Raw genomic sequence first — 24,463 nt, 5'->3', positions numbered from 1 at the left:
CCATAGCTGGCGTAGGGTGAACAGGTCCGCCCACCCGTCTCCCGCCCCCACCCTTGTTTCGAGCGCTACGCGCACTGTCCTTGATTAACCCTTGACGAAAGGGACGCCCGGTGACCGAGAAGGCCGAACTCGCTTCTTTGGATGTCGCAGCCGTGCTGGACCGAGCGGCAGCGGGCGGACGCATCACGCCCGAAGAAGCGCTCGTCCTGTACCGCGACGCCCCCCTGCACGCGCTGGGCGCCGCCGCCGACGCCGTACGCCGCCGCAAGTACGCGGGTACCGAGCACATCGCGACGTACATCATCGAGCGGAACATCAACTACACGAACGTGTGCGTCACGGCGTGCAAGTTCTGCGCCTTCTACGCGGCCCCGAAGGACACCAAGAAGGGCTGGACGCGCGACCTCGACGACATCCTGCGCCGCTGCGCGGAGACGGTCGAGCTGGGCGGCACCCAGATCATGTTCCAGGGCGGCCACCACCCGGACTACGGCGTCGAGTACTACGAGCAGCACTTCAGCGCCATCAAGAAGGCGTTCCCCCAGCTGGTCATCCACTCCCTCGGCGCGTCCGAGGTCGAGCACATGGCCCGTATCTCCAAGGTGTCGGTCGAGGAGGCCATCACCCGTATCCACGAGGCGGGCCTGGACTCCTTCGCGGGCGCGGGCGCGGAACTCCTCCCGGAGCGCCCCCGCAAGGCCATCGCCCCCCTCAAGGAGAGCGGCGAGCGCTGGCTGGAGATCATGGAGACGGCCCACAAGCTGGGCGTGGAATCCACGTCCACCATGCTGATGGGCACCGGCGAGACCAACGCCGAGCGCATCGAGCACCTGCGCATGATCCGTGACGTGCAGGACCGTACGGGCGGCTTCCGCGCCTTCATCCCGTACACCTACCAGCCGGAGAACAACCACCTGAAGGGCCGCACCCAGGCGACGCTCTTCGAGTACCTCCGCATGATCGCCATCGCCCGCCTGTTCCTGGACAACGTCCAGCACATCCAGGGCTCCTGGCTCACCACCGGCAAGGAGGTCGGCCAGCTCTCGCTGCACTACGGCGCGGACGACCTGGGCTCGATCATGCTGGAGGAGAACGTGGTCTCCTCGGCGGGCGCCAAGCACCGCTCCAACCGCCTGGAGATCATCGACCTGATCCGCAAGGCAGGCCGCACCCCCGCGCAGCGAGCGACCACGTACGAACACCTGGTGGTCCACGACGACCCGGCGAACGACCCGGTCGACGACCGCGTGGTCTCCCACATCTCCTCGACGGCGATCGAGGGCGGCACGGCCCACCCGGAACTGAAGCTGATCGCCTCCAACTAGGCACACGATGCTGACACTTCACACCGCCGAACACTCTCCCGAGACGGCGGTCTTGATCGACGGCGCGACCGTCGTGGCCGTAGCTCCGTACGAAAACCTGACAGCCGCCGCACCCCAGGCCAGGGTGCGGCGCTGGCCGGGCATCCTCACCCCCGGCCTCCTGAACCCGTACGCCCCGGAACTCCTGGAGTCCACCTACCACCCGGACCCCCGCGAGGCAGCCGAACTCGGCACGGCCCCCATCACCGGAGACCGGGCCCGCGCACTCTTCCGCACCGACCCCACCCGCCTGGGCGCCAGCGCCCGCCGAGGCGTCCAGCGCATGCTGGCCCACGGCACGGTGGCAGTAGCCGGCGAACTCCACTCCAGAGCCGCAGCAGACGCCGTACGCAGAGCGGGCCTGGCGGTAGGCCAACGCCCACCCCGCCTTCCGGGCCCTCCGTCCCTCTCCCCCCGCCCCCTGATCCTCCTCCCACCCCTCAAGCCAGGCGCCCCGGCCCGCTTCGCGGTGTTCGACGTGGTGGACCGAGCAGCCCTGGTGGAACAGGGCGCGGGGACCTGTGTGGCGACGGTGGTGGCGGGCCGCCTGGTGTACCGCCGCCGCTGACCGCGTCCGCCCCCGGGCGGGGAACCGCTCACCCTGTGAACGCCTTTCCGAACGCCCCCGGCCGCTGGCTCACCCCGCTGCAGTTCGCCGACGCTTCGTTCCGCCCCGATTCGCCGTCCGCGCACGCCGTGTCCCGGAAGGCCGACCAGATCGACAGCCAGGCGAGGTTCTTTCGCCGCGCGAACTCCCGTACTCGTGCGGCGTCGGAGAGGGTGAAGGTCTCCCCGGCCACGTCGTTGACGCCGATCATCGAGGTGAGGGCCATGCCCCGCCACGCGGCCGCCGACGACAGCCCGAACACCTTCTCCAGCTGGGTGTGGGCGGCCCCGGCGGCGGTGACGGCGTACTCGCCCATGTTCCCGGTGTAGGACTCGCCGTAATTCATCGTCATGAGGTTGACGGTGGACACCTGGACGTCGTACGTGTTCGCGGACTCCAGCAGGGCGAGGCTGTCCGTGTCCAGCCCGGAGGGCATCACGGGGAGAGTGAAGGAGACCTCCAGGTCCGGCCGTTCCCGCTGCAACTGGGCTATCGCCCGGGAGCGCAGGGCGACGGACGCGGAGTCGGTCAGTTCGTCGCCCTCGATGTCGAAGTCGGCCTTGGAGGCGCCCGCCGCGTCCAACGCGTCGGCGTAGACGGCGGCCAGCGCGGACACGCTGCCGCAGACGGCGGCCAGTTCTTTGCCGGAGGCTCCCCCGAAGGAGACCCGGACGGCGGCTCCGTCCTTGCCGAGCCGTGCGATCCGCGTCTTCACGGCGGAGTCGCCGATCGCCTCGGTGCCGTTCCACTTCGGGGCGCAGGTGCCGTCGCCGGAGATCACGAAGGCGAGGTTGTAGGTGGCCGGTTCTCCGGCGGAGTCGGTCGCGGACGCCTCGACCGCGCTGACATAGGGGGCGTAGGAGACGGCCCCCGCGGCGGACTGCGAGGGCTGCGAGGACTGCGAGCACCCCGTCACGGCGAGTGCAAACGCACAGGTGAGCCCGGTCGCGGCGGTCAGGAGACGCCTCATCGTTCACGCACCTGCTTTCGTCTTGTCTGTCCCGGAACGGAAACAGAACGAGTTTTCCCCGACGGGAAATGTCTCACATGCCGATGAGGCGGGCGGTGGGAGTTTTGTGGCGAAGTGTCCGCGTTTCATGGCCGGTTCGCCCGTTTCGTCCATGGTGGACACGCTCAATTCCTCAGGGAAATGACAGCCTGTCGCCTTCTCTCACGGGTGGTTCAAATCTCTCGCCAAGAAAGTGCCACATGATGGTTTCCTAATATCCGGGGAATGCATTCCGAACCCGCCGTCGAAAGGCGCGCCGCCCGTAGCGGTCGCCATGGCAAACGTTGCAACGGGCCCGCAGGAGGGCCCGTGTTCGTCGACTCCAGCGGATTCCGGTCCAGAGTGCTGCGACGGATCGGTCTGGCCGTCGGCGTCGTCTGCCTCGCGTACGTGGGCGTGCTCGGCGCCACGTTCATGGGCTGGGGGACGTCCCTGAAACCGTCCGCGCTGCTGCCCTTCGACGGTGCTCCCCCGTCCCTCCCGTCGGGCGCCCCGCACCCGTCCGTATCCGCGCCCGCGTCCGCGCGGGCCGACCGTCCGTAGGCAGGCGACCGACGTTGACCACTTCCACGCCCTCCCGCGGTCGCAGGCGCGCCCCCTCCCGCATCGAGCGGGCGGCGAGCCGCGCCACCGCGCTCCAGCGCCCGCGCACGATCCTCGCCCTGCTGCTCCTGCTCGCGCTGACCTGCGTCATGCTGCTCGACGGCTATCTGCGCGCCGAGGTCGGCGGCGACCAGCGGGTACGTACCGGCGCCGCCTCCGACCAGGTACCCGACAAGGTCCTGGACGGCGGACCGATCCTCACCTTCCGCGGCGGCAGCGCCACCCCGGTCTCGGTGCCGGCCAAGACGATCGTGCTCACCTTCGACGACGGCCCGAATCCCACATGGACCCCACAGGTCCTCAAGATCCTCCGCGAGCACGACGTCCCCGGCACGTTCTTCCTGGTCGGCTCCATGGTGTCGCGCTACCCCGGCATCGTGCGGACGATGGTCGGTCAGGGCGAAGAGGTCGGTATCCACACCTTCACGCACGTCGACCTGTCCTACCAGAGCGCGAGCCGCGTCAACCGCGAAATGGAACAGACGCAACTCGCCCTCGCGGGTGCGGCGGGCATCACCACCACCCTGTTCCGCGCTCCGTACTCCTCAGAGACGGACGCCATCGACAACTACAGCTGGCCGGTCTACAAGAAGCTCGGCGAGGACGGCTACACCAGCGTGTTCGTGGACACCGACAGCGACGACTGGAAGCGGCCGGGCGTCTCCAGGATCGTCAAGTGGGCGACGCCCAAGGGCACCGAGGGCGCCGCCGTCCTCTTCCACGACGCGGGCGGCGACCGCTCGCAGACCCTGAAGGCGCTGCCCGAGTACATCGAGAAGATGAAGGCGAAGGGCTACACCTTCACCACCGTCAGCGGCGCCCTGCAAAAGGCCCGCGAGCAGAGCCGGACGGCACAGACCGCGGCGGCCGAACGACCCGCGCCCGCCGCCGAGCACGCGCCCGCCGGCCAGGGCGCTCCCGCCTCCTCGGGCCTCCAGGCCGCGCACCGCACCGCCACCGGCACGACCCTCTACGAGGGCAAGGCCCTCATCGCGGCCGTCGCCGTCGCCGAGTGGACCGTGCCCGTGCTCTCCGGCGGGCTGGCCGTCGTCGGCGTGGCCGTCATGGGCCGCTTCGGGATGATGCTGCTCCTCGCCCGCCGTCACCACCGGCAACGCAACAAGCGACGGTTCTCCTGGGGCCCGCCGGTCACCACCCCGGTGAGCGTGATCGTCCCGGCCTACAACGAGAAGGAGTGCATCGCCAACACCCTCGCCTCGCTCGCGAAAAGCACCCATCCCATCGAGGTCGTCGTGGTGGACGACGGCTCCACGGACGGCACGTCCGAGATCGCCCGCGCCGCCGCCGACTCGCTCGGCATGCCGAACGTCCGGATCGTCCGCCAGGAGAACGCGGGCAAACCGGCCGCCCTCAACAACGGTGTCCGCAACGCCCGGTACGACATCGTGGTCATGATGGACGGCGACACCGTCTTCGAGCCCGACACCGTGGGCCGACTCGTCCAGCCCTTCGCCGACCCGCGCGTCGGCGCCGTCGCGGGCAACGCCAAGGTCGGCAACCGGAACACGCTCATCGGGGCCTGGCAGCACATCGAGTACGTGATGGGCTTCAACCTCGACCGGCGCATGTACGACCTGCTGGGCTGCATGCCCACCATCCCCGGCGCGATAGGGGCGTTCCGGCGCGCGGCGGTCCTGGACGCCGGCGGGATGAGCGAGGACACCCTCGCCGAGGACACCGACATCACCATCGCGCTGCACCGGGCCGGATGGCAGGTCGTGTACCAGGAGCACGCCCGCGCCTGGACCGAGGCGCCCGGCTCGTTCAAGCAGCTGTGGTCCCAGCGCTACCGCTGGTCGTACGGCACCATGCAGGCGCTCTGGAAGCACCGCGGGTCCGTCACGGACAAGGGCGCCTCGGGCCGCTTCGGCCGGGTCGGCATGCCGCTGGTGGTGATCTTCCAGATCGTCACGCCGCTCTTCGCCCCGCTCATCGACGTGTTCACCGTCTACTCGATGCTCTTCGTCGACTTCTGGGCGGCCCTGCTGGCCTGGCTCGCCGTCCTCGGCCTCCAACTGGTCTGCGCCGCCTACGCGTTCCGCCTCGACCGGGAGAAGTATCGCTACCTGCTGATGATGCCCCTCCAGCAGCTGGCCTACCGGCAGATGATGTACCTCGTCCTCATCCACTCCAGTGTCACCGCCCTGACCGGCGGCCGCCTGCGCTGGCAGAAGCTGAAGCGCACCGGTGAGGTCGGCACCCCGGCGGGGGCGAGCTGAGTGGGCGCGCACAGCAGGACCGCGCCCCGGACTCCCGGCGCGGGAAGGGACACATCCCGGATGCCCGGAGCGGGACGGGACCGCTATTTCGACACCCTCCGCGCCGTGGCCCTCGTCCGGGTGGTCACCTACCACACCTTCGGCTGGGCCTGGTGCGGGCTGGTCTTTCCCTCCATGGGCATCATGTTCGGCCTGGCCGGCACCCTGATGGCCAAGTCCCTCCAGCGTCCCGCGCCCGGGGTTCTCAAGGGCCGCCTGCGCAGGCTGCTGCCGCCCTTCTGGTTCTGGGGCCTCTTCGTCGTCCTCGCGATGCTGATCCACGGCTGGATGCCCGGGTGGCAGATCGTCTACTGGATCGTGCCGCTCGGCGATCCCCCCGGCAACGCGTGGGGGCAGCAGGCCTGGGAGATCCTCTGGTACCTGCGCACGTACCTCTGGTTCGTCCTGCTCTCCCCGCTGCTCCTGCGCGTCTTCCGGCTCGCCCCGCTGCCGGTGCTGCTGCTGTCGCTCGCCCCGGTCCTGGCGCTCACCTTCCTGTGGACCCCGCCCGACGGCCGCTTCGGCAGCGCCCTGTGGGACCTGTCGACGTACCTCTTCTGCTGGCTCCTGGGGTTCGCCCACCGCGACGGTGTGCTCCGGCGGCTGAGCCCCGCCCTCGTGGCGGCCCTCTCGCTCGCCCTGCTCGGGTACGGCGCCTGGTACGCCTTCGCCCACCAGGCCGAGTACGGCACCTACGACCTGGACGAGAACCCGCTCGCCCAGGCGTTCTGGTCGGCCGGTTACGTGCTGCCGCTGATGTGGGCCAAGGAGCACCGGCGGATCGACTTCGCGTGGCTCAGCCGCTTCCCGAGGCTCGACCGGACGGTCACGGTCTTCAACGCGCGCGCGGTGACGGTCTACCTCTGGCACGAGATCGCCCTCGTCCTGGCAGTCCCGCTGATCGACCGGTTCTGGGACGTGCCCGCGTTCGAGGAATATCTGCCGCTCGGCAGCGAGTGGTTCCTGTTCGGCGTCGGCTGGTGCCTGCTCGCCGTCTTCGTCCTGACGTGCGGCTGGGCGGAGGACATGGCCGCCGGGAAGAAGCCGCGGCTGATTCCGGGGGGCCGGGCTGCAACAATGGCCGAGTGACCCGCGCTTCCTTGAACAAGCAGCCGCACGAAGTCGCCTCGATGTTCGACGACGTGGCGGAACGGTACGACCTGACGAACGACGTGCTGTCGCTCGGCCAGGACCGTCGCTGGCGCAAGGAGGTGGCGAGAGCGGTGGACGCGCGCCCCGCGCAGAAGGTCCTGGACCTCGCGGCGGGCACGGCGACCTCCTCGCTCCCCTTCGCGCGGACGGGCGCCTACGTGGTCCCCTGCGACTTCTCCCTGGGGATGCTCCAGGTGGGCAAGAGGAAGAACCCCTGGCTCCCGTTCACGGCGGGCGACGCCACGAAACTCCCCTTCAAGGACGACACCTTCGACGCCGTCACGATCTCCTTCGGCCTGCGCAACGTCCAGGACACGGACGCCGCGCTGCGCGAGATGTACCGCGTGACCAAGCCCGGCGGCCGCGTGGTGATCTGCGAGTTCTCGCACCCGACGTGGACGCCGTTCAGGACGGTGTACACGGAGTACCTGATGCGCGCCCTGCCCCCCGTGGCCCGCTCGGTGTCGTCGAACCCGGACGCGTACGTGTACCTGGCGGAGTCGATCCGCGCCTGGCCCGACCAGCCGAGGCTGGCGGAGAAGCTGCGCAAGGCGGGCTGGGAGCGCGTGGCGTGGCGGAACCTGACGGGCGGAGTGGTGGCGCTGCACCGGGGCTTCAAGGAGGCCTGAGAGCGCGCAGGGCAACGCACCTCGACCCAGGGCACACAGCACCCCGGGACGACGCACCTCAGCCCCCGACCACCTCGAACGCGTCCCCCGGCTCCCCCAACTCCCGCTGAAGTCCACCGGACGGCGGCCGGGGCAGCCGGGGCTCCCGCACGCCCCCGCCCCCCTCGCCCTCCCCGAAGTCGAACCAGACGTACACCATGGAGTCCGGCGGCACCTCGGCCCCGGGCGCCGGGTACTGGCGTACGACGTAGTCGACGACGGTGCGGGCGAAGTCCGGCCGGTCGGGGGCGTTGAGGAACAGCCCCCGCGCTCTGGCCGTCTCCCGCGCGTCCACGGCCATCAGCCCGACCAGACGAGGGACACGCACCTCGGATGTTTTGGGTGGTATGCGCACAGATGTCACCCCCAGCGGTACTGGAAGGGTAACTCTGCGAAGGGGTGCCCGGAAGCGGCAAGTGTCTTTCTGTAACAGTTAGTTACTCTCTGTTACGGAAAGCCGCCCACAGGCCCCGGCCGACCCACCACTCACAGCGCAAGCCGGTAACAGTGCCCCCGCCGCTCCGACGACGGAGTCGTGAACGTCTCCACGACCCGCATCCCCAGCCGCTCCGCCACAGCGATGGACCGCACGTTCTCGGCGTCGACCATCGCGACGACCCCCGCCACACCCGCGGAGCGCAACCGCTCCAGCGTCGCCTCCGCCGCAGCCGTCGCGTACCCCCGCCCCCAGTGGGCGCGCCCGAGCCGCCAGCCGATCTCGATCTCACCGGCCGGTCCCCACGCGTGCGGCCAGGGCTGCGCCCCGGTGAAGCCGACGACCTCCCCGGCGGGGTCGAGCACGGACCACAGACAGAACCCCAGCTCCGCGTCGTGCCGCCGCTGCCGCGCGGTCAGCTCCTCGTACACCGACAGCTCGGCGCCGCGGCCTCCGTGGAACTCCATGACGTCGGGATCGTCGAACACCCGGTGCCAGACGAAGGCGTCCTCGTCGGTGGGCACACGCAGCCGTACCACGGGGTGAGTTCGGTTCACGGTTCTGCCCTTCAGCCGGTTGATCAATTCTGCTGAATAGACTGCCCATGTCCAGTGCCGGTCGGCACGAAGATTCCGAACCTTGGGGAGATCCCGCCGTGACCGAGCCCCTCTCCGACCACTCCGCCGACGTGATCGTCGTGGGCGCGGGCCCAGCCGGCGCCTCCACCGCGTACCACCTCGCACGGGCCGGACTCGACGTACTCCTGCTGGAGAAGACCGAGTTCCCGCGCGAGAAGGTGTGCGGCGACGGCCTCACCCCGCGCGCGGTGAAGCAGCTCGTCGCCATGGGCATCGACATCTCCGAGGAGGCCGGCTGGCTGCGCAACAAGGGTCTGCGCATCATCGGCGGCGGCTCCCGGCTGCAGCTCGACTGGCCGGATCTCGCGTCGTACCCGAACTACGGACTGGTGCGCAAGCGCGACGACTTCGACGAGCAGCTGGCGCGCAACGCGCAGAAGGCGGGCGCGCGGCTGTACGAGCGCTGCAACGTCACCGGGCCGGTCCTGGACGACCGTACGGGCCGGATCACGGGCGTGACGGCCAAGCTGGGCGAGGAGAAGCGCGAGGCCACCTTCCACGCGCCGCTCGTCGTGGCCGCCGACGGCAACTCCACGCGCCTTTCGGTCGCGATGGGGCTGCACCGCCGGGAGGACCGTCCGATGGGCGTGGCGGTGCGCACGTACTTCAACTCGCCGCGCCACGAGGACGACTACCTGGAGTCCTGGCTGGAGCTGTGGGACCGCCGGGGCGCGCAGGACCGGCTGCTGCCGGGCTACGGCTGGATCTTCGGCATGGGCGACGGCACGTCCAACGTGGGCCTCGGCGTGCTCAACACCTCGGACTCCTTCAAGGAGCTGGACTGGCGCGAGGTGCTGAAGGCCTGGTGCGCGTCCATGCCGGAGGACTGGGGCTACACCCCGGAGAACATGACCGGCCCGATCCGCGGCGCGGCCCTGCCCATGGCCTTCAACCGCAAGCCGCACTACACGCGCGGCCTGCTGCTCGTCGGTGACGCCGGCGGCCTGGTGAACCCCTTCAACGGCGAGGGCATCGCCTACGCCATGGAGTCCGGCCAGCTCGCCGCCGACGTCATCGTCCAGGCGCACGCCCGCGCGACCCCGGCCCAGCGCGAGATCGCCCTCCAGCGCTACCCGCAGGTCCTCAAGGACACCTACGGCGGCTACTACACCCTCGGCCGCGCCTTCGTGAAGCTCATCGGCAACCCCAAGGTCATGCAGATCGGCGCCCAGCGCGGCCTGACCCACCCGATGCTGATGAAGTTCGTCCTCAAGCTCCTGGCGAACCTCACCGACCCCACGGGCGGCGACGCGATGGACCGCGTCATCAACGGCCTGACGAAGGTGGCCCCGAAGGCCTGACGCTCCCCCAACTCCCGCTCTCCCCCGGCCCGGCGCGACAACCTCGTCCCGCCGGGCCGCGGCCTGCCGCGACAAGCCACGACGAACCGGCACCCGCCAGGCCGCGGAGGGCCGCAGGAGACGCACGAAGGCCGCTGCCCCCCCCGCGTGGCAGCGGCCCTTCGTGAAAACGTGCCGGTGAGGTCAGAGGACCCGGACGGCGCCCGACGGCGGGTCGTAGGAGAGCGGCTTCTCCGCGACGCCCGTGGAGGGGTTCTGGGCGCCGACGAACATGCCGTCGCCGACGTAGACCGCCACGTGGTACGCGCTGCCCGCGCTGCCCCAGTAGAGGATGTCGCCGGGCTGAAGGTTGCTCAGGGAGACCTGGGTGCCCGCGGTGGACTGGTCCTGGGAGACGCGGGGGAGGCTGACGCCGACCTGCTTGAAGGCGGTCTGCACGAGGCCCGAGCAGTCGTAGGCCGAGGGGCCGGTGGCGCCGGAGACGTACGCCTTGCCGACCTGGGCCTTGACGAAGTTGATGATCGCGGCGGCCGAACCCGTCGCCGAGGACGACCCGGTGATGGTGCTCGCGTCGGCGCTGCTGCCGGACGCGGAGGCGGTGAGCACCGTGCGCTCGGCGTTGCGGGTGGCGCGGGCGGCGGCCTCCTTGCGGGCCTCCTCCTGCGCCTTCTTCTTCGCCTCGGCCTTCTGCTTGGCGTCGGCGAGGTCCGCCTTGGCCTGCTTGGCGGCGTTGGCCGCGGCCGCGTCACGCTCGGCCTGCAGCTCGTAGTTGGCGGCCGCCTGCTGGGTGGCGTCGGCGGACTGGGCGACCTGGGAGGCCACGTCGGCCGTCAGGGTGGGGAGTTCGAGCGTCTGCGTCGCGGGCGCGGCGTCGGCCGCGTTCGCGTAGCCGGCCGCTCCGACCGCCAGGGTGCTGAGGACGCCGACGGCGGCACCGGAGCGCACGGCGATCGACGACGCGCTGCGGCGGGGCTTCCGGTGGCTGCGTATGTGAGCGGTGTGGGACATGGGAACAACCGGTACCAGGGGCTCCTTCATATCTTCAAGAAACGTGTGCTGCGCCACAATTGTTCAACGGAGGCCCCGAAAACCTTTCGCGTCACTCTTTATTGACGCCGTAACGGACATTGCGGACGCCTGCCATAGGCCCGTTGATCACGGTCTTTGATCATTACGTCCGAATTGCCCCCGGCCTACCACCGGTTGGGGTGGTTGGCCAAGCCCGGTTACGGAATGATCACTACCGACGTGACGGAGGTCACGAAACCGGCTCGTGAACGCGCGCACGTGCGACATCGCGTCCACCTCGTATCGCCCACGTCGCTCCGACGTGTGAACGCGCATCCCTAGCACCCCACCCGGTCCAGCACCAATTTGCATGTACGGGAACTCTCTTGATATGGAGACGCCCCCTCGGACCTGCGGTAACAGGCGAGATTGTCACTTCTGGTGATCAACTGAACGCTTCGCGTGCGAAGATCACCCATCATCCGACTTCATGATCCTTCGTCAGGTGGTGGAGATCACAAAGCTCGTGCAATACCCCGTGTCGCAGATCACAGAGCGTCGGGCATAAGATGCGGAGCAGTTGGGCTTGTGACCTGCTTCACATGTTCTCGATCTTCGCCGGGACAGGTGGGGTTCATGGGACGCGTGCGGCGGAAGCGGGCCCCGAACCATCGAACCAACCGCCACCAGTCAATGCCGACTGAGAGGAGCGAGGAGCGGTGAACGCGTATGCGCCCATCCTCGTACTGGGAGCCCTCGGGGCAGGCTTTGCGATCTTCTCCGTGATCATGGCCGCGCTGATCGGCCCGAAGCGCTACAACCGCGCGAAGCTGGAAGCCTACGAGTGCGGCATCGAGCCGACCCCCACGCCGGCCGGCGGCGGGCGCTTCCCCATCAAGTACTACCTGACGGCGATGCTCTTCATCGTCTTCGACATCGAGATCGTCTTCCTCTACCCCTGGGCCGTCACCTTCGACGCGCTCGGGGTCTTCGGGCTCGTGGAGATGCTGCTCTTCGTGCTCACCGTCTTCGTCGCGTACGCGTACGTATGGCGGCGCGGCGGCCTGGAATGGGACTGAGGGGCCATAGACATGGGACTCGAAGAAAAGCTGCCGAGCGGCTTCCTGCTGACCACCGTCGAGCAGGCCGCGGGGTGGGTGCGCAAGGCGTCCGTCTTCCCGGCCACCTTCGGACTGGCCTGCTGCGCCATCGAGATGATGACCACGGGAGCCGGACGCTACGACCTCGCCCGCTTCGGCATGGAGGTCTTCCGCGGCTCGCCGCGCCAGGCCGACCTGATGATCGTCGCGGGCCGGGTCAGCCAGAAGATGGCGCCGGTGCTGCGCCAGGTCTACGACCAGATGCCCAGCCCCAAGTGGGTGATCTCCATGGGCGTCTGCGCCTCCTCGGGCGGCATGTTCAACAACTACGCGATCGTCCAGGGCGTCGACCACATCGTCCCGGTCGACATCTATCTGCCCGGCTGCCCGCCCCGCCCGGAGATGCTGATCGACGCGATCCTCAAGCTCCACCAGAAGATCCAGGGCGGAAAGCTCGGCGTCAACGCCGAGGAAGCCGCCCGCGAGGCGGAGGAAGCCGCGCTCCAGGCCCTGCCCACGATCGAGATGAAGGGGCTGCTGCGGTGAGCGACGCAGAGGGCACCAACCCCGAGAAGGACCTCTCGGCCTCCAACCTCCCCGGCCAGCGCGGCCGGGGTGGCGAGGAGATCCGCGTCCAGCGCGGCATGTTCGGCGCCAACAACGGCGGCGACACCTCCGGTTACGGCGGCCTGGTCCGCTCGGTCCGGCTCCCGGGACCGGCGGCCCGGCCCTACGGCGGCTGGTTCGACGAGGTCGCCGACGAACTGGAGGGCGCCCTGGAGGAACAGGGACTGCTCCCCGAGAACGCCATCGAGAAGACGGTCGTCGACCGCGACGAACTCACCTTCCACATCGAGCGCGAGCACCTGGTCCGCGTCGCCCGCACCCTGCGCGACGACCCGGCGCTCCGCTTCGAGCTGTGCACCGGCGTCAGCGGCGTCCACTACCCGCACGACAAGGGCCGCGAGCTGCACGCCGTCTACCACCTGCGCTCGATCACCCACAACAGGCTGATCCGCCTGGAGGTCTCCGTCTCCGACGAGGACCGGCACATCCCGTCCCTGGTCCCCGTCTACCCGACCAACGACTGGCACGAGCGCGAGACCTGGGACTTCTTCGGGATCGTCTTCGACGGTCACCCGGCCCTGACCCGGATCATGATGCCGGACGACTGGCAGGGCCACCCGCAGCGCAAGGACTACCCCCTCGGCGGCATCGCCGTCGAGTACAAGGGCGCCCAGATCCCGGCTCCGGACCAGCGGAGGTCGTACTCGTGAGCACTCCCCCCGTATCCGGCCGCGAGACCACCGAGGGAACCGTCTACACGGTCACCGGTGGCGACTGGGACGAGGTCGTCCAGTCCGCGGCCAAGGCCGACGACGAACGCATCGTCGTCAACATGGGTCCGCAGCACCCGTCCACCCATGGAGTGCTCCGCCTCATCCTGGAGATCGAGGGCGAGACGGTCACCGAGGCCCGCTGCGGCATCGGCTATCTGCACACCGGCATCGAGAAGAACCTCGAGTTCCGCACGTGGACGCAGGGCACCACCTTCGTCACGCGCATGGACTACCTGACGTCCTTCTTCAACGAGACCGCCTACTGCCTCGCCGTCGAGAAGCTCCTCGGCATCGAGGACCAGATCAGCGAGCGGGCGAGCATCATCCGGGTGCTCCTCATGGAGCTGAACCGGCTCTCCTCGCACCTGGTGTGCATCGCCACCGGCGGCATGGAGCTCGGCTCCACCACCATCATGATCTACGGCTTCCGTGACCGGGAGATGATCCTCGACCTCTACGAGCTGATCACCGGCCTGCGGATGAACCACGCCTACATCCGCCCCGGCGGACTCGCCCAGGACCTGCCCCCCGGCGCGGTCGACCGCATCCGCGAGTTCGTCAAGACGATGAGGAAGAACCTCCCCGAGTACGACAAGCTCGCCACCGGGAACCCCATCTTCAAGGCCCGCATGCAGGACGTCGGCCATCTCGACCTGGCCGGCTGCATGGCACTCGGCGCCACCGGCCCGATCCTGCGCTCCACCGGCCTTCCGCACGACCTGCGCAAGGCCCAGCCGTACTGCGGCTACGAGACGTACGACTTCGAGGTGCCGACCGCCGACACCTGCGACTCCTACGGCCGCTTCCTCATCCGTCTGGAGGAGATGCGCCAGTCGCTCGGGATCGTCGAGCAGTGCCTGGACCGGCTGCAGCCCGGGCCCGTCATGGTCGCCGACAAGAAGATCGCCTGGCCCGCGCAGCTCGCGCTCGGGCCGGACGGACTCGGCAACTCCCTCGACCACATCAAGAAGATCATGGGCACCTCCATGGAGGCCCTGATCCACCACTTCAAGCTGGTCACCGAGGGCTTCCGGGTCCCGCCCGGCCAGGCCTACGCGGCCGTCGAGTCCCCCAAGGGCGAGCTCGGCGTGCACGCCGTCTCCGACGGCGGCACCCGCCCCTACCGGGTCCACTTCCGCGACCCGTCCTTCACCAACCTTCAGGCCATGGCGGCGATGTGCGAGGGCGGCCAGGTCGCCGACGTGATCGTCGCCGTGGCCTCCATCGACCCCGTGATGGGAGGCGTCGACCGGTGACCACCTCTTCCTCCGAGCGGGGCGTCGGCCTCGGGATGCCCGAGCTGCCCCCGCCCGCCTACCCGGACGACGTCCGGGCCCGGCTGGAGCGGGACGCGCGCGAGGTGATCGCGCGCTATCCGGACTCCCGGTCCGCCCTGCTGCCCCTGCTCCACCTCGTGCAGTCCGAGGAGGGTTACGTCACGCGCACCGGGATGCGGTTCTGCGCGGACATGCTGGGCCTCACCACGGCCGAGGTCACCGCCGTGGCCACCTTCTACACGATGTACCGGCGCCGCCCCTCCGGCGACTACCAGGTGGGCGTCTGCACCAACACCCTGTGCGCGGTCATGGGCGGCGACGCCATCTTCGAGACCCTCCAGGAGCACCTGGGCGTCGGCAACGGCGAGACCACCGGGGACGGCAAGGTCACCCTGGAGCACATCGAGTGCAACGCGGCCTGCGACTTCGCGCCGGTCGTGATGGTCAACTGGGAGTTCTTCGACAACCAGACCCCGGCCAGCGCCACCCGCCTCGTCGACGACCTGCGCTCGGGGCAGCCCGTCGAGCCGACGCGCGGCGCGCGCCTGTGCACCTTCAAGGAGACCGCCCGCATCCTGGCCGGCTTCCCCGACGAGCGCCCCGGCGCCGTCGCCGAGGGCGGCAGCGCGGGCCCCGCCTCCCTGGTGGGGCTCCGCCTCGCCAAGGGCGAGACGCACCCCGCGCGCGTGGTCCACCCGCGCGACGGCGGACCGCACGAGGAGGAGCCGGTCCACGACCCCTCGCCCACCGAGCACCTCGGCTCGCACGACGCGCCGCAGGACACCTCGGCCTCCGACCCTGCGCATCCGGCGGGCCCGACCGCAGAGGAGGGGGAGTGATGACCGTGGCACCCGACCTCAAGGACACCAGCCCCGAGAAGCTGCTGGCCCCCGTGCTGTCGGCCTTCTGGGACGAGGACCGCTCCTGGTCGCTCGACGTCTACCGGCGCCACGAGGGCTACGAGGGCCTGCGCAAGGCGCTCGCGATGTCCCCGGACGACCTGATCGCCTACGTCAAGGAGTCCGGACTGCGCGGCCGCGGCGGCGCCGGATTCCCGACCGGCATGAAGTGGCAGTTCATCCCGCAGGGCGACGGCAAGCCGCACTACCTCGTCGTCAACGCCGACGAGTCCGAGCCCGGCACCTGCAAGGACATCCCCCTTCTCTACGCCAACCCGCACAGCCTCATCGAGGGCATCGTGATCGCCTGCTACGCGATCCGCTCCACGCACGCCTTCATCTATCTGCGCGGCGAGGCCGTCCCCGTCCTGCGCAGGCTGCACGAGGCCGTCCGCGAGGCGTACGCCGCCGGGTTCCTCGGCGAGAACATCCTCGGCACCGGCCTCGACCTCGAACTCACCGTGCACGCGGGCGCGGGCGCCTACATCTGCGGCGAGGAGACCGCGCTGCTCGACTCGCTCGAAGGGCGCCGCGGCCAGCCCCGGCTGCGTCCGCCCTTCCCGGCCGTCGAGGGTCTGTACGCCTGCCCCACTGTCGTGAACAACGTGGAGTCCATCGCGTCGGTTCCCGCGATCCTCCAGCACGGCAAGGACTGGTTCCGCTCCATGGGCAGCGAGAAGTCCCCCGGCTTCACGCTCTACTCGCTCAGCGGCCATGTCGCGAGCCCCGGCCAGTACGAGGCCCCGCTCGGCATCACCCTGCGCCAGCTGCTCGACATGAGCGGCGGGATGCGGCCCGGCCACCGGCTGAAGTTCTGGACGCCGGGCGGCTCCTCCACCCCGATGTTCACCGACGAACACCTGGACGTCCCCCTCGACTACGAGGGCGTCGCCGCCGCCGGTTCCATGCTCGGCACCAAGGCGCTCCAGTGCTTCGACGAGACCACCTGCGTGGTGCGGGCCGTCACCCGCTGGACCGAGTTCTACGCCCACGAGTCCTGCGGCAAGTGCACGCCCTGCCGCGAAGGGACGTACTGGCTCGTGCAGTTGATGCGGGACATCGAGGCGGGCAAGGGCGTGATGTCCGACCTCGACAAGCTGAACGACATCGCCGACAACATCAACGGCAAGTCGTTCTGCGCCCTCGGCGACGGCGCGGCATCCCCGATCTTCTCCTCGCTGAAGTACTTCCGCGAGGAGTACGAGCAGCACATCACGGGCCGGGGCTGCCCCTTCGACCCGGCCAAGTCGACGGCCTGGGCGGACCGCCCGGAGGTGAACGCATGACCGTGACCACCAATGCGCCCATGGGCGGGGGAGGCGCGGCGGTCCCGCCGGAGGACCTCGTCACGCTGACGATCGACGGCATCGAGATCAGCGTGCCCAAGGGCACCCTGGTCATCCGGGCCGCCGAACAGCTCGGCATCGAGATCCCGCGCTTCTGCGACCACCCGCTGCTCGCCCCGGCCGGCGCCTGCCGCCAGTGCATCGTGGAGGTGGAGGGCCAGCGCAAGCCGATGGCCTCCTGCACCATCACCTGCACCGACGGCATGGTGGTGCGCACCCAGCTCACCTCGCCGGTCGCGGAGAAGGCCCAGAAGGGTGTGATGGAGCTGCTGCTCATCAACCACCCGCTGGACTGCCCGGTCTGCGACAAGGGCGGCGAGTGCCCGCTGCAGAACCAGGCGATGTCGCACGGCAACGCCGACTCCCGCTTCGAGGGCCGCAAGCGCACCTACCCCAAGCCGCTCGCCATCTCCACCCAGGTACTGCTCGACCGCGAGCGGTGTGTGCTGTGCGCGCGCTGCACCCGCTTCTCCAACCAGGTCGCGGGCGACCCGATGATCGAGCTGATCGAGCGCGGCGCGCTCCAGCAGGTCGGCACCGGCGAGGGCGACCCCTTCGAGTCGTACTTCTCCGGCAACACCATCCAGATCTGCCCGGTCGGCGCGCTCACCTCGGCGGCGTACCGGTTCCGCTCCCGCCCCTTCGACCTGATCTCCTCGCCGTCGGTGTGCGAGCACTGCTCCGGCGGCTGCGCCACCCGCACCGACCACCGGCGCGGCAAGGTCATGCGGCGCCTCGCGGCCGACGACCCCGAGGTCAACGAGGAGTGGATCTGCGACAAGGGGCGCTTCGCGTTCCGCTACGCGCAGCAGCGGGACCGGCTCGACACCCCGCTGGTCCGCAACGCCGACGGCGTCCTGGAGCCCGCCTCCTGGCCGGAGGCGCTGGACGTGGCCGCGCGCGGGCTCGGCGCCGCCCGCTCCCGCGCCGGTGTGCTGACCGGCGGACGGCTCACCGTCGAGGACGCCTACGCGTACAGCAAGTTCGCGCGCGTGGCGCTCGACACCAACGACATCGACTTCCGCGCCCGCGTGCACAGCGGCGAGGAGGCCGACTTCCTGGCCGCCCGGGTGGCGGGCCGGGGCCGCGACCTCGACGGTACGGGGGTCACGTACACCGCCCTGGAGCAGGCGCCCGCCGTGCTGCTGGTCGGCTTCGAGGCCGAGGAGGAGGCGCCCGGCGTCTTCCTGCGGCTGCGCAAGGCCTGGCGCAAGCACGGCCAGAAGGTGTTCTCGCTGGCCACCCACACCACCCGGGGCCTGGAGAAGGCGGGCGGCACCCTGCTCCCCGCCGCCCCCGGCACCGAGCCCGAGTGGCTGGACGCCCTCGCGAGCGGCACCGGCCTGGAGGCGCCCGGCACCGAGGCCGCCGGGGCGCTGCGCGCCGACGGCGCGGTGATCGTCGTGGGGGAGCGGCTCGCGGGCGTGGAGGGCGGTCTGACCGCCGCCGTGCGCGCGGCGACCGCGACCGGGGCGCGACTGGTGTGGATTCCGCGCCGGGCGGGGGAGCGGGGCGCCGTCGAGGCGGGCGCGCTGCCCTCGCTGCTGCCGGGCGGCCGCCCGGCGACCGACCCGCGCGCACGGGAGGAGGTCGCCGCCGTCTGGGGCCTGGCCGAACTGCCGGGCCGCCACGGCCGCGACACCCAGCAGATCGTGGAGGGCGCCGCGACCGGCGAGCTGTCCGCGCTGCTCGTGGCCGGGGTGGAGATCGACGACCTGCCCGACCCGGCCCGCGCGCGGGAAGCGCTCGACGCGGTCGGCTTCCTGGTCTCGCTGGAGCTGCGGCCCAGCGAGGTCACCGAGCGCGCCGACGTGGTCCTGCCGGTCGCGGCGGTGGCCGAGAAGGGCGGCACCTTCCTCAACTGGGAGGGCAGGGTGCGCTTCTTCGAGGCCGCGCTCAAGCCCGACCAGATGACCCGCCGCCTCGCCCCGACCGACGGCCGGGTGCTCCAGATGCTGGCCGACGCCATGGACGTCCATCTGGGCCTGCCCGATCTGCGCACCACGCGCGCGGAGATCGACCGGCTCGGCGCCTGGAACGGCTCCCCGGCCGCCGACCCGCTGGCCACCGGCGGGGTGCTGCCCCGCCCGGCCGCCGGAGAGGCCGTGCTCGCCGGGCACCGGCTCCTGCTCGACCTCGGCGTCCTCCAGCAGGGCGACGACGCGCTCGCCGGCACCCGGCACGCGGCGTACGCGCGCGTGTCGGCCGCGACGGCCGCCGAGGCGGGCGTCGAGGACGGCGCCCCGCTCGCCGTGACCGGCCCGGCCGGAACCACCGAACTCCCGCTCCTGGTCACGGAGATGCCCGACCGGGTGGTCTGGCTCCCGCTGGACTCCACCGGCGCGGGCGTCGCCTCCGACACCGGGGCGCGGCCCGGCTCCCTCGTCCGTATCGGCCCGGCGGTGTCCGACGGCCAGGACCTCAAGGAGGACCGAGGATGAGCCCGTTCCTCGCCGCCGAAGACCTCTCGCTGTTCGGCCACGACCCCTGGTGGCTGGTCGTCGTCAAGGCCGTGTTCTGCTTCGCGTTCCTGATGCTGACCGTGCTGCTCTCCATCGTCTGGGAGCGCAAGGTCGTCGCCTGGATGCAGCTGCGCATCGGCCCCAACCGGCACGGCCCCTGGGGCATGCTCCAGTCGCTCGCCGACGGCGTGAAGCTCATGCTCAAGGAGGACGTGGTCGTCAAACGCGCGGACAAGCTGGTCTACGTCCTCGCACCGATCGTCGCGACCGTCCCGGCCTGCATGGCGATCGCGGTGATCCCGTTCGGCCCCGCCGACAACGAGATCTCGATCTTCGGCCACCGCACCACCATGCAGCTCACCGACCTGCCGATCGCGATGCTCTACATCCTCGCGGTCGCCTCCGTCGGCATCTACGGCATCGTCCTCGCGGGCTGGAGCTCCGGCTCCACCTATCCGCTCCTGGGCGGCCTGCGCAGTTGCGCGCAGATGATCTCGTACGAGATCGCCATGGGCGCCGCGTTCGCCTCGGTGTTCCTCTACTCGGGCTCCATGTCGACCTCGACGATCGTGGAGCAGCAGCACGACCGCTGGTACATCCTGCTCCTGCCGGTCTCCTTCATCCTCTACATCGTCACCATGGTGGGAGAGACCAACCGCGCCCCCTTCGACATGCCGGAGTCCGAGGGCGACCTGGTCGGCGGGTTCAACACCGAGTACTCGTCCATCAAGTTCGCGCTGTTCATGCTCGCCGAGTACATGAACATGGTGACGGTCTCGGCCGTCTCGGCCACCCTCTTCCTCGGCGGCTGGCGGGCCCCCTGGCCCATCAGCACCTTCTGGGAGGGCGCCAACCACGGCTGGTGGCCGATGCTCTGGTTCGTCATCAAGGTCCAGCTGCTGCTGTTCTTCTTCATCTGGCTGCGCGGCACACTGCCCCGCGTCCGCTACGACCAGCTGATGAAGCTCGGCTGGAAGGTCCTCATCCCGGTCTCGGTGGTCTGGCTGATGCTCGTCGCCACCGTCCGGGTCCTGCGCAACGAGAACTACGGCTTCGCCGACATCGCCCTCTACGTCGGCGGCGGGGTGCTCGCCCTGCTGCTGCTCTCCTTCGTCGCCGACCTGTTCCGCGAGAAGGCGAAGAGCGCCGAACCCCCGGTCGAGCGGCCCGCGTTCGACCCCCTGGCGGGCGGCTTCCCCGTCCCGCCGCTGCCCGGCCAGGAACTGCCGCCGGTGCCCAGGCGCCGTCCGCGCCGCGCCGAGCGGGAGCTGATTGTCAGTGGTGGGCCGGACACTGTCAGTGACGGAACCACGGATGGAAAGGAGGCGTCCGATGGCTGAGGAGCCGAAGGAGACCGCACCCGGTTTCCAGAACCCCGTGGCCGGCTTCGCCGTGACCTTCAAGGCCATGTTCAAGAAGCGGCTCACCGAGCAGTACCCGGAGCAGAAGAAGACCACCGCTCCCCGCTTCCACGGACGGCACCAGCTCAACCGCCATCCGGACGGCCTGGAGAAGTGCGTCGGCTGCGAACTGTGCGCCTGGGCCTGCCCGGCGGACGCCATCTACGTGGAGGGCGCCGACAACACCGACGAGGAGCGCTACTCCCCGGGCGAGCGGTACGGCCGCGTCTACCAGATCAACTACGCCCGCTGCATCCTGTGCGGGCTGTGCATCGAGGCGTGCCCCACGCGCGCGCTGACGATGACCAACGAGTTCGAACTGGCCGACTCCAGCCGCGCCAACCTCATCTACACCAAGGAGCAGTTGCTCGCCGGTCTGGAGGAGGGGATGGTCGACTCCCCGCACGCGATCTTCCCGGGCACGGACGAACAGGACTACTACCGGGGGCTGGTGACCGAGGCCGCCCCCGACACGGTCCGCCAGGTGGCCACCTCCAAGGGAGAGAAGCCCGAGGACGAGGAGGTGGAGGCGTGAACGCCTACACGACCTCCACCGGTGAGGCCGTCCAGTTCTGGATCCTCGGCACCGTCGCGGTGATCGGCGCTCTGTGCACCATCCTGATGAAGCGGGCCGTGCACAGCGCGCTCTCGCTCGCCGGGACCATGATCATCCTGGCTGTGTTCTATCTCGCCAACGGCGCCTATTTCCTGGGCGTCGTGCAGATCATCGTCTACACCGGCGCCATCATGATGCTGTTCCTCTTCGTGGTGATGCTCGTCGGTGTGACGGCGGCGGACTCGCTGAAGGAGACCATCAAGGGCCAGCGCTGGCTGGCCCTCCTGTGCGGGCTCGGCTTCGGCGTCCTGCTCGTCGGCGGCATCGCCAACGCCTCCCTGAAGCAGTTCGAGGGCACCGGCCAGGCGAACGCGAACGGCAACGTGCAGGGCCTGGCGGCCCTCATCTTCACCAAGTACGTCTTCGCCTTCGAGCTCACCGGCGCCCTGCTGATCACGGCCGCCGTCGGCGCCATGGTCCTCACCCACCGCGAGCGCACCGAACGCGCCAAGACCCAGCGCGAGCTGGCCGAGCAGCGCGTCCGCGACGGCAAGCACCTGCCCCCGCTGCCCGCCCCCGGTGTCTACGCCCGGCACAACGCCGTCGACATCGCGGGCCTGCTGCCCGACGGCACCCCCTCCGAGCTGACCGTCAGCGCGACCCTGCGCGCACGCGGCCAGATGCGGGACGTGTCCGCGCGGGCGCTCGGTGACCTCAAGGCACTCGAACAGCGCGCGAAGGACCGCCTGGAGCGCACGGAGAGCGAACCGGTGAACCTCAAGCGGACGGAGGACGCGTCGAAGTGAACCCCGTCAACTACCTCTATCTCGCGGCCCTGTTGTTCACCATCGGCGCGACCGGCGTGCTCATCAGGCGCAACGCGATCATCCTGTTCATGTGCGTCGAGCTGATGCTCAACGCCTGCAACCTCGCGTTCGTCGTCTTCTCCCGGATGCACGGCAACCTCGACGGCCAGATCATCGCCTTCTTCACGATGGTCGTCGCCGCGGCGGAGGTCGTGGTCGGCCTCGCGATCATCGTGTCGCTGTTCCGCGCCCGCCACTCGGCCTCGGTCGACGACGCCGGCCTGATGAAGCTGTAAGGGGTCGGAAGAATCGTGGAGAACCTGATCGCGCCGCTCATCGCGGCGCCCCTGCTCGGAGCCGCCGTGCTCCTGCTCGGTGGCCGGCGCCTGGACCGCGTCGGCCACTGGATCGGCACGCTGCTGTCCACCGCCTCCTTCGTCATCGGCCTGGTCCTCTTCGCCGGGCTGCTCGGCAAGGACGCCGAACACCGCACGCTGATCCAGCACTTGTGGACCTGGATCTCGGTGGGCGACTTCCACGCGGACATCACCTTCCGGCTCGACCAGCTGTCGATGACGTTCGTCCTGCTGATCACCGGCGTCGGCTCGCTGATCCACCTCTACTCCATCGGGTACATGGAGCACGACGAGCGGCGCCGCCGCTTCTTCGGCTACCTCAACCTGTTCCTCGCGGCGATGCTCCTGCTGGTCCTCGCCGACAACTACCTGCTGCTGTACGTCGGCTGGGAGGGCGTCGGCCTCGCCTCGTACCTCCTGATCGGCTTCTGGCAGCACAAGCCCAGCGCCGCGACGGCCGCGAAGAAGGCGTTCCTGGTCAACCGCGTCGGCGACATGGGCCTGTCCATCGCGATCATGCTGATGTTCACCACCTTCGGCACCTTCGCCTTCGGACCGGTCTTCGAGCGCGCCGGGGACGCCTCCGAGGGCAGGCTCACCGCGATCGCGCTGATGCTGCTGCTCGCCGCGTGCGGCAAGTCGGCCCAGGTGCCGCTGCAGTCCTGGCTCGGGGACGCCATGGAGGGCCCGACCCCGGTCTCGGCCCTCATCCACGCGGCCACCATGGTGACCGCGGGCGTCTACCTCATCGTCCGCTCCGCCGCGATCTTCAACGGTGCCCCGGACGCGCAGCTCGTGGTCACCGTGGTCGGCGCGGTCACGCTGCTCTTCGGTGCGATCGTCGGTTGCGCCAAGGACGACATCAAGAAGGCGCTGGCCGGGTCGACCATGTCGCAGATCGGCTACATGGTCCTCGCGGCGGGCCTCGGCCCCATCGGCTACGTCTTCGCGATCATGCACCTGGTCACGCACGGCTTCTTCAAGGCCGGGCTGTTCCTCGGCGCCGGTTCGGTCATGCACGGCATGAACGACGAGGTCGACATGCGCAGGTACGGCGGCCTGCGGAAGTACATGCCGATCACCTTCGTCACCTTCGGCCTCGGCTACCTCGCGATCATCGGCTTCCCGGGCCTGTCCGGCTTCTTCTCCAAGGACAAGATCATCGAGGCCGCCTTCGCCAAGGGCGGCACCGAGGGCTGGATCCTCGGCGGCGCGGCCCTGCTCGGCGCGGCGATCACCGCGTTCTACATGACGCGCGTGATGCTGATGACGTTCTTCGGGGAGAAGCGCTGGCAGCCCGACGCAGAAGGCCACGAGCCCCACCCGCACGAGTCCCCGAAGACCATGACGATCCCGATGATCGTGCTGGCCATCGGCTCGGTCGCGGGCGGTGCCTTCTTCGACGTGGGCGACCGCTTCCTGCACTGGCTGGAGCCGGTCACCGGGCACGCCGAGGGCGACTCCCCGCTGAGCGCGCTCACGGTCACCGGCGCCACCATGGTCTGCCTGGTGATCGGTGTGGGCCTGGCCTGGGCGCAGTACGGCCGCAAGCCGGTCCCGGCGCTCGCCCCGCGCGGCTCGCTGCTCACCCGGGCGGCCCGGCGCGACCTGTACCAGGACGACTTCAACCACGTCGTCCTCGTACGCGGCGGCGAGCACCTGACGCGCTCCCTGGTCTACGTCGACCACACGCTGGTGGACGGCGTGGTCAACGGCACGGCGGCCGGTTTCGGCGGCCTGTCCGGGCGGCTGCGCCGGGTCCAGAACGGCTTCGCCCGCTCCTACGCGGTCTCGATGTTCGGCGGCGCGGCCCTGCTGGTCGCCGCGACCCTGCTGATGAGGGCGGTCTGATACCC

23 protein-coding genes are annotated in these 24,463 nt (G+C 69.9%); 19 read left to right on the top strand and 4 right to left on the bottom strand.

The window, feature by feature from the left end:
* Nucleotides 1–110 precede the first annotated feature (110 nt).
* Nucleotides 111–1,325 carry a cyclic dehypoxanthinyl futalosine synthase gene (mqnC, locus tag AB0E91_RS08455; RefSeq protein ID WP_361777040.1) on the top strand — a complete coding sequence of 405 codons (1,215 nt, stop codon included), beginning with the start codon at nt 111–113 and terminating at the stop codon, nt 1,323–1,325.
* Nucleotides 1,326–1,332: 7 nt separating this feature from the next.
* Nucleotides 1,333–1,932 carry a hypothetical protein gene (locus tag AB0E91_RS08450; protein ID WP_361777037.1) on the top strand — a complete coding sequence of 200 codons (600 nt, stop codon included), beginning with the start codon at nt 1,333–1,335 and terminating at the stop codon, nt 1,930–1,932.
* Nucleotides 1,933–1,960: 28 nt separating this feature from the next.
* Here the strand turns inward: AB0E91_RS08450 and AB0E91_RS08445 are convergent, their stop codons facing one another.
* On the bottom strand, nt 1,961–2,941 hold the full coding sequence (locus tag AB0E91_RS08445) for a chitinase (protein ID WP_361777034.1): 981 nt from the start codon (nt 2,939–2,941) through the stop codon (nt 1,961–1,963).
* A 348-nt stretch (nt 2,942–3,289) separates the two neighbouring features.
* Between AB0E91_RS08445 and AB0E91_RS08440 the strand changes: the two genes are divergently transcribed.
* From AB0E91_RS08440 to AB0E91_RS08425, 4 genes are read left to right on the top strand one after another with little or no spacing between them, the layout of a single operon-like run.
* Nucleotides 3,290–3,523, top strand: a complete 234-nt coding sequence (locus AB0E91_RS08440) for a hypothetical protein (protein ID WP_361777032.1) — start codon at nt 3,290–3,292, stop codon at nt 3,521–3,523.
* A gap of 14 nt (nt 3,524–3,537) precedes the next feature.
* Entirely contained in the window at nt 3,538–5,823 is a 2,286-nt protein-coding gene (locus tag AB0E91_RS08435) for a bifunctional polysaccharide deacetylase/glycosyltransferase family 2 protein (RefSeq protein ID WP_361777030.1), read from the top strand.
* Nucleotides 5,824–5,883: 60 nt separating this feature from the next.
* A complete protein-coding gene (locus AB0E91_RS08430; RefSeq protein WP_361777027.1) occupies nt 5,884–6,951 on the top strand; it encodes an acyltransferase in 1,068 nt (355 codons plus the stop codon).
* Nucleotides 6,948–7,643: a demethylmenaquinone methyltransferase gene (locus tag AB0E91_RS08425; protein ID WP_361777024.1), complete on the top strand. Its 696-nt coding sequence runs from the start codon at nt 6,948–6,950 to the stop codon at nt 7,641–7,643. Before AB0E91_RS08430 ends, AB0E91_RS08425 begins: the two co-directional genes overlap by 4 nt.
* Nucleotides 7,644–7,701: 58 nt before the next feature.
* Here AB0E91_RS08425 and AB0E91_RS08420 read toward each other — a convergent pair whose 3' ends face one another.
* Both AB0E91_RS08420 and AB0E91_RS08415 read right to left on the bottom strand, forming a co-directional pair.
* Complete coding sequence (locus AB0E91_RS08420; RefSeq protein ID WP_361777022.1) at nt 7,702–8,010, bottom strand: PASTA domain-containing protein; 309 nt, start codon at nt 8,008–8,010, stop codon at nt 7,702–7,704.
* A 158-nt stretch (nt 8,011–8,168) separates the two neighbouring features.
* Nucleotides 8,169–8,675 (bottom strand): GNAT family N-acetyltransferase, encoded by a 507-nt coding sequence (locus AB0E91_RS08415; protein ID WP_361777019.1) that lies wholly within the window; start codon nt 8,673–8,675, stop codon nt 8,169–8,171.
* Between the two features lie 47 nt (nt 8,676–8,722).
* Here AB0E91_RS08415 and AB0E91_RS08410 point away from each other — a divergent pair, with 47 nt between their 5' ends.
* Nucleotides 8,723–10,057 (top strand): geranylgeranyl reductase family protein, encoded by a 1,335-nt coding sequence (locus AB0E91_RS08410; protein WP_361777016.1) that lies wholly within the window; start codon nt 8,723–8,725, stop codon nt 10,055–10,057.
* A gap of 183 nt (nt 10,058–10,240) precedes the next feature.
* On the opposite strand, the gene AB0E91_RS08405 is transcribed toward AB0E91_RS08410, so the two are convergent.
* Complete coding sequence (locus AB0E91_RS08405) at nt 10,241–11,065, bottom strand: C40 family peptidase (RefSeq protein ID WP_361777013.1); 825 nt, start codon at nt 11,063–11,065, stop codon at nt 10,241–10,243.
* A 719-nt stretch (nt 11,066–11,784) separates the two neighbouring features.
* On the opposite strand from AB0E91_RS08405, the gene AB0E91_RS08400 reads away from it, so the two are divergent.
* From AB0E91_RS08400 to nuoL, 12 genes are read left to right on the top strand one after another with little or no spacing between them, the layout of a single operon-like run.
* Nucleotides 11,785–12,144, top strand: a complete 360-nt coding sequence (locus AB0E91_RS08400) for an NADH-quinone oxidoreductase subunit A (protein WP_018543830.1) — start codon at nt 11,785–11,787, stop codon at nt 12,142–12,144.
* Nucleotides 12,145–12,156: 12 nt separating this feature from the next.
* On the top strand, nt 12,157–12,711 hold the full coding sequence (locus tag AB0E91_RS08395) for an NADH-quinone oxidoreductase subunit B (protein ID WP_161181938.1): 555 nt from the start codon (nt 12,157–12,159) through the stop codon (nt 12,709–12,711).
* Nucleotides 12,708–13,442, top strand: coding sequence for an NADH-quinone oxidoreductase subunit C (locus tag AB0E91_RS08390; protein WP_361777009.1), 735 nt, complete (start codon nt 12,708–12,710; stop codon nt 13,440–13,442). Before AB0E91_RS08395 ends, AB0E91_RS08390 begins: the two co-directional genes overlap by 4 nt.
* Nucleotides 13,439–14,761: an NADH-quinone oxidoreductase subunit D gene (locus AB0E91_RS08385; RefSeq protein ID WP_361777006.1), complete on the top strand. Its 1,323-nt coding sequence runs from the start codon at nt 13,439–13,441 to the stop codon at nt 14,759–14,761. The genes AB0E91_RS08390 and AB0E91_RS08385 overlap by 4 nt, the downstream gene beginning before the upstream one ends.
* Nucleotides 14,758–15,621 carry an NADH-quinone oxidoreductase subunit NuoE gene (gene nuoE / locus AB0E91_RS08380; RefSeq protein WP_361777003.1) on the top strand — a complete coding sequence of 288 codons (864 nt, stop codon included), beginning with the start codon at nt 14,758–14,760 and terminating at the stop codon, nt 15,619–15,621. The genes AB0E91_RS08385 and nuoE overlap by 4 nt, the downstream gene beginning before the upstream one ends.
* Nucleotides 15,618–16,967, top strand: a complete 1,350-nt coding sequence (gene nuoF, locus AB0E91_RS08375) for an NADH-quinone oxidoreductase subunit NuoF (protein ID WP_361777000.1) — start codon at nt 15,618–15,620, stop codon at nt 16,965–16,967. The genes nuoE and nuoF overlap by 4 nt, the downstream gene beginning before the upstream one ends.
* On the top strand, nt 16,964–19,468 hold the full coding sequence (locus AB0E91_RS08370) for an NADH-quinone oxidoreductase subunit G (protein ID WP_361776997.1): 2,505 nt from the start codon (nt 16,964–16,966) through the stop codon (nt 19,466–19,468). Before nuoF ends, AB0E91_RS08370 begins: the two co-directional genes overlap by 4 nt.
* Nucleotides 19,465–20,829, top strand: a complete 1,365-nt coding sequence (gene nuoH, locus AB0E91_RS08365; protein WP_361776994.1) for an NADH-quinone oxidoreductase subunit NuoH — start codon at nt 19,465–19,467, stop codon at nt 20,827–20,829. The genes AB0E91_RS08370 and nuoH overlap by 4 nt, the downstream gene beginning before the upstream one ends.
* Complete coding sequence (gene nuoI / locus AB0E91_RS08360; protein WP_361776991.1) at nt 20,822–21,424, top strand: NADH-quinone oxidoreductase subunit NuoI; 603 nt, start codon at nt 20,822–20,824, stop codon at nt 21,422–21,424. The genes nuoH and nuoI overlap by 8 nt, the downstream gene beginning before the upstream one ends.
* Nucleotides 21,421–22,251 (top strand): NADH-quinone oxidoreductase subunit J, encoded by an 831-nt coding sequence (locus AB0E91_RS08355; RefSeq protein WP_161178695.1) that lies wholly within the window; start codon nt 21,421–21,423, stop codon nt 22,249–22,251. Before nuoI ends, AB0E91_RS08355 begins: the two co-directional genes overlap by 4 nt.
* Nucleotides 22,248–22,547: an NADH-quinone oxidoreductase subunit NuoK gene (gene nuoK / locus AB0E91_RS08350; protein WP_161178696.1), complete on the top strand. Its 300-nt coding sequence runs from the start codon at nt 22,248–22,250 to the stop codon at nt 22,545–22,547. Before AB0E91_RS08355 ends, nuoK begins: the two co-directional genes overlap by 4 nt.
* Before the next feature lie 15 nt (nt 22,548–22,562).
* Nucleotides 22,563–24,458 carry an NADH-quinone oxidoreductase subunit L gene (nuoL, locus tag AB0E91_RS08345; RefSeq protein ID WP_361776987.1) on the top strand — a complete coding sequence of 632 codons (1,896 nt, stop codon included), beginning with the start codon at nt 22,563–22,565 and terminating at the stop codon, nt 24,456–24,458.
* Nucleotides 24,459–24,463: the final 5 nt, after the last annotated feature.

It is taken from the genome of Streptomyces sp. NPDC026659, assembly GCF_040638245.1.
In the GTDB taxonomy this organism is placed as follows: domain Bacteria; phylum Actinomycetota; class Actinomycetes; order Streptomycetales; family Streptomycetaceae; genus Streptomyces.
The sequence above is the reverse complement of the archived record's forward strand: the minus strand, read 5'-3'. Positions and strand labels throughout refer to the sequence as shown.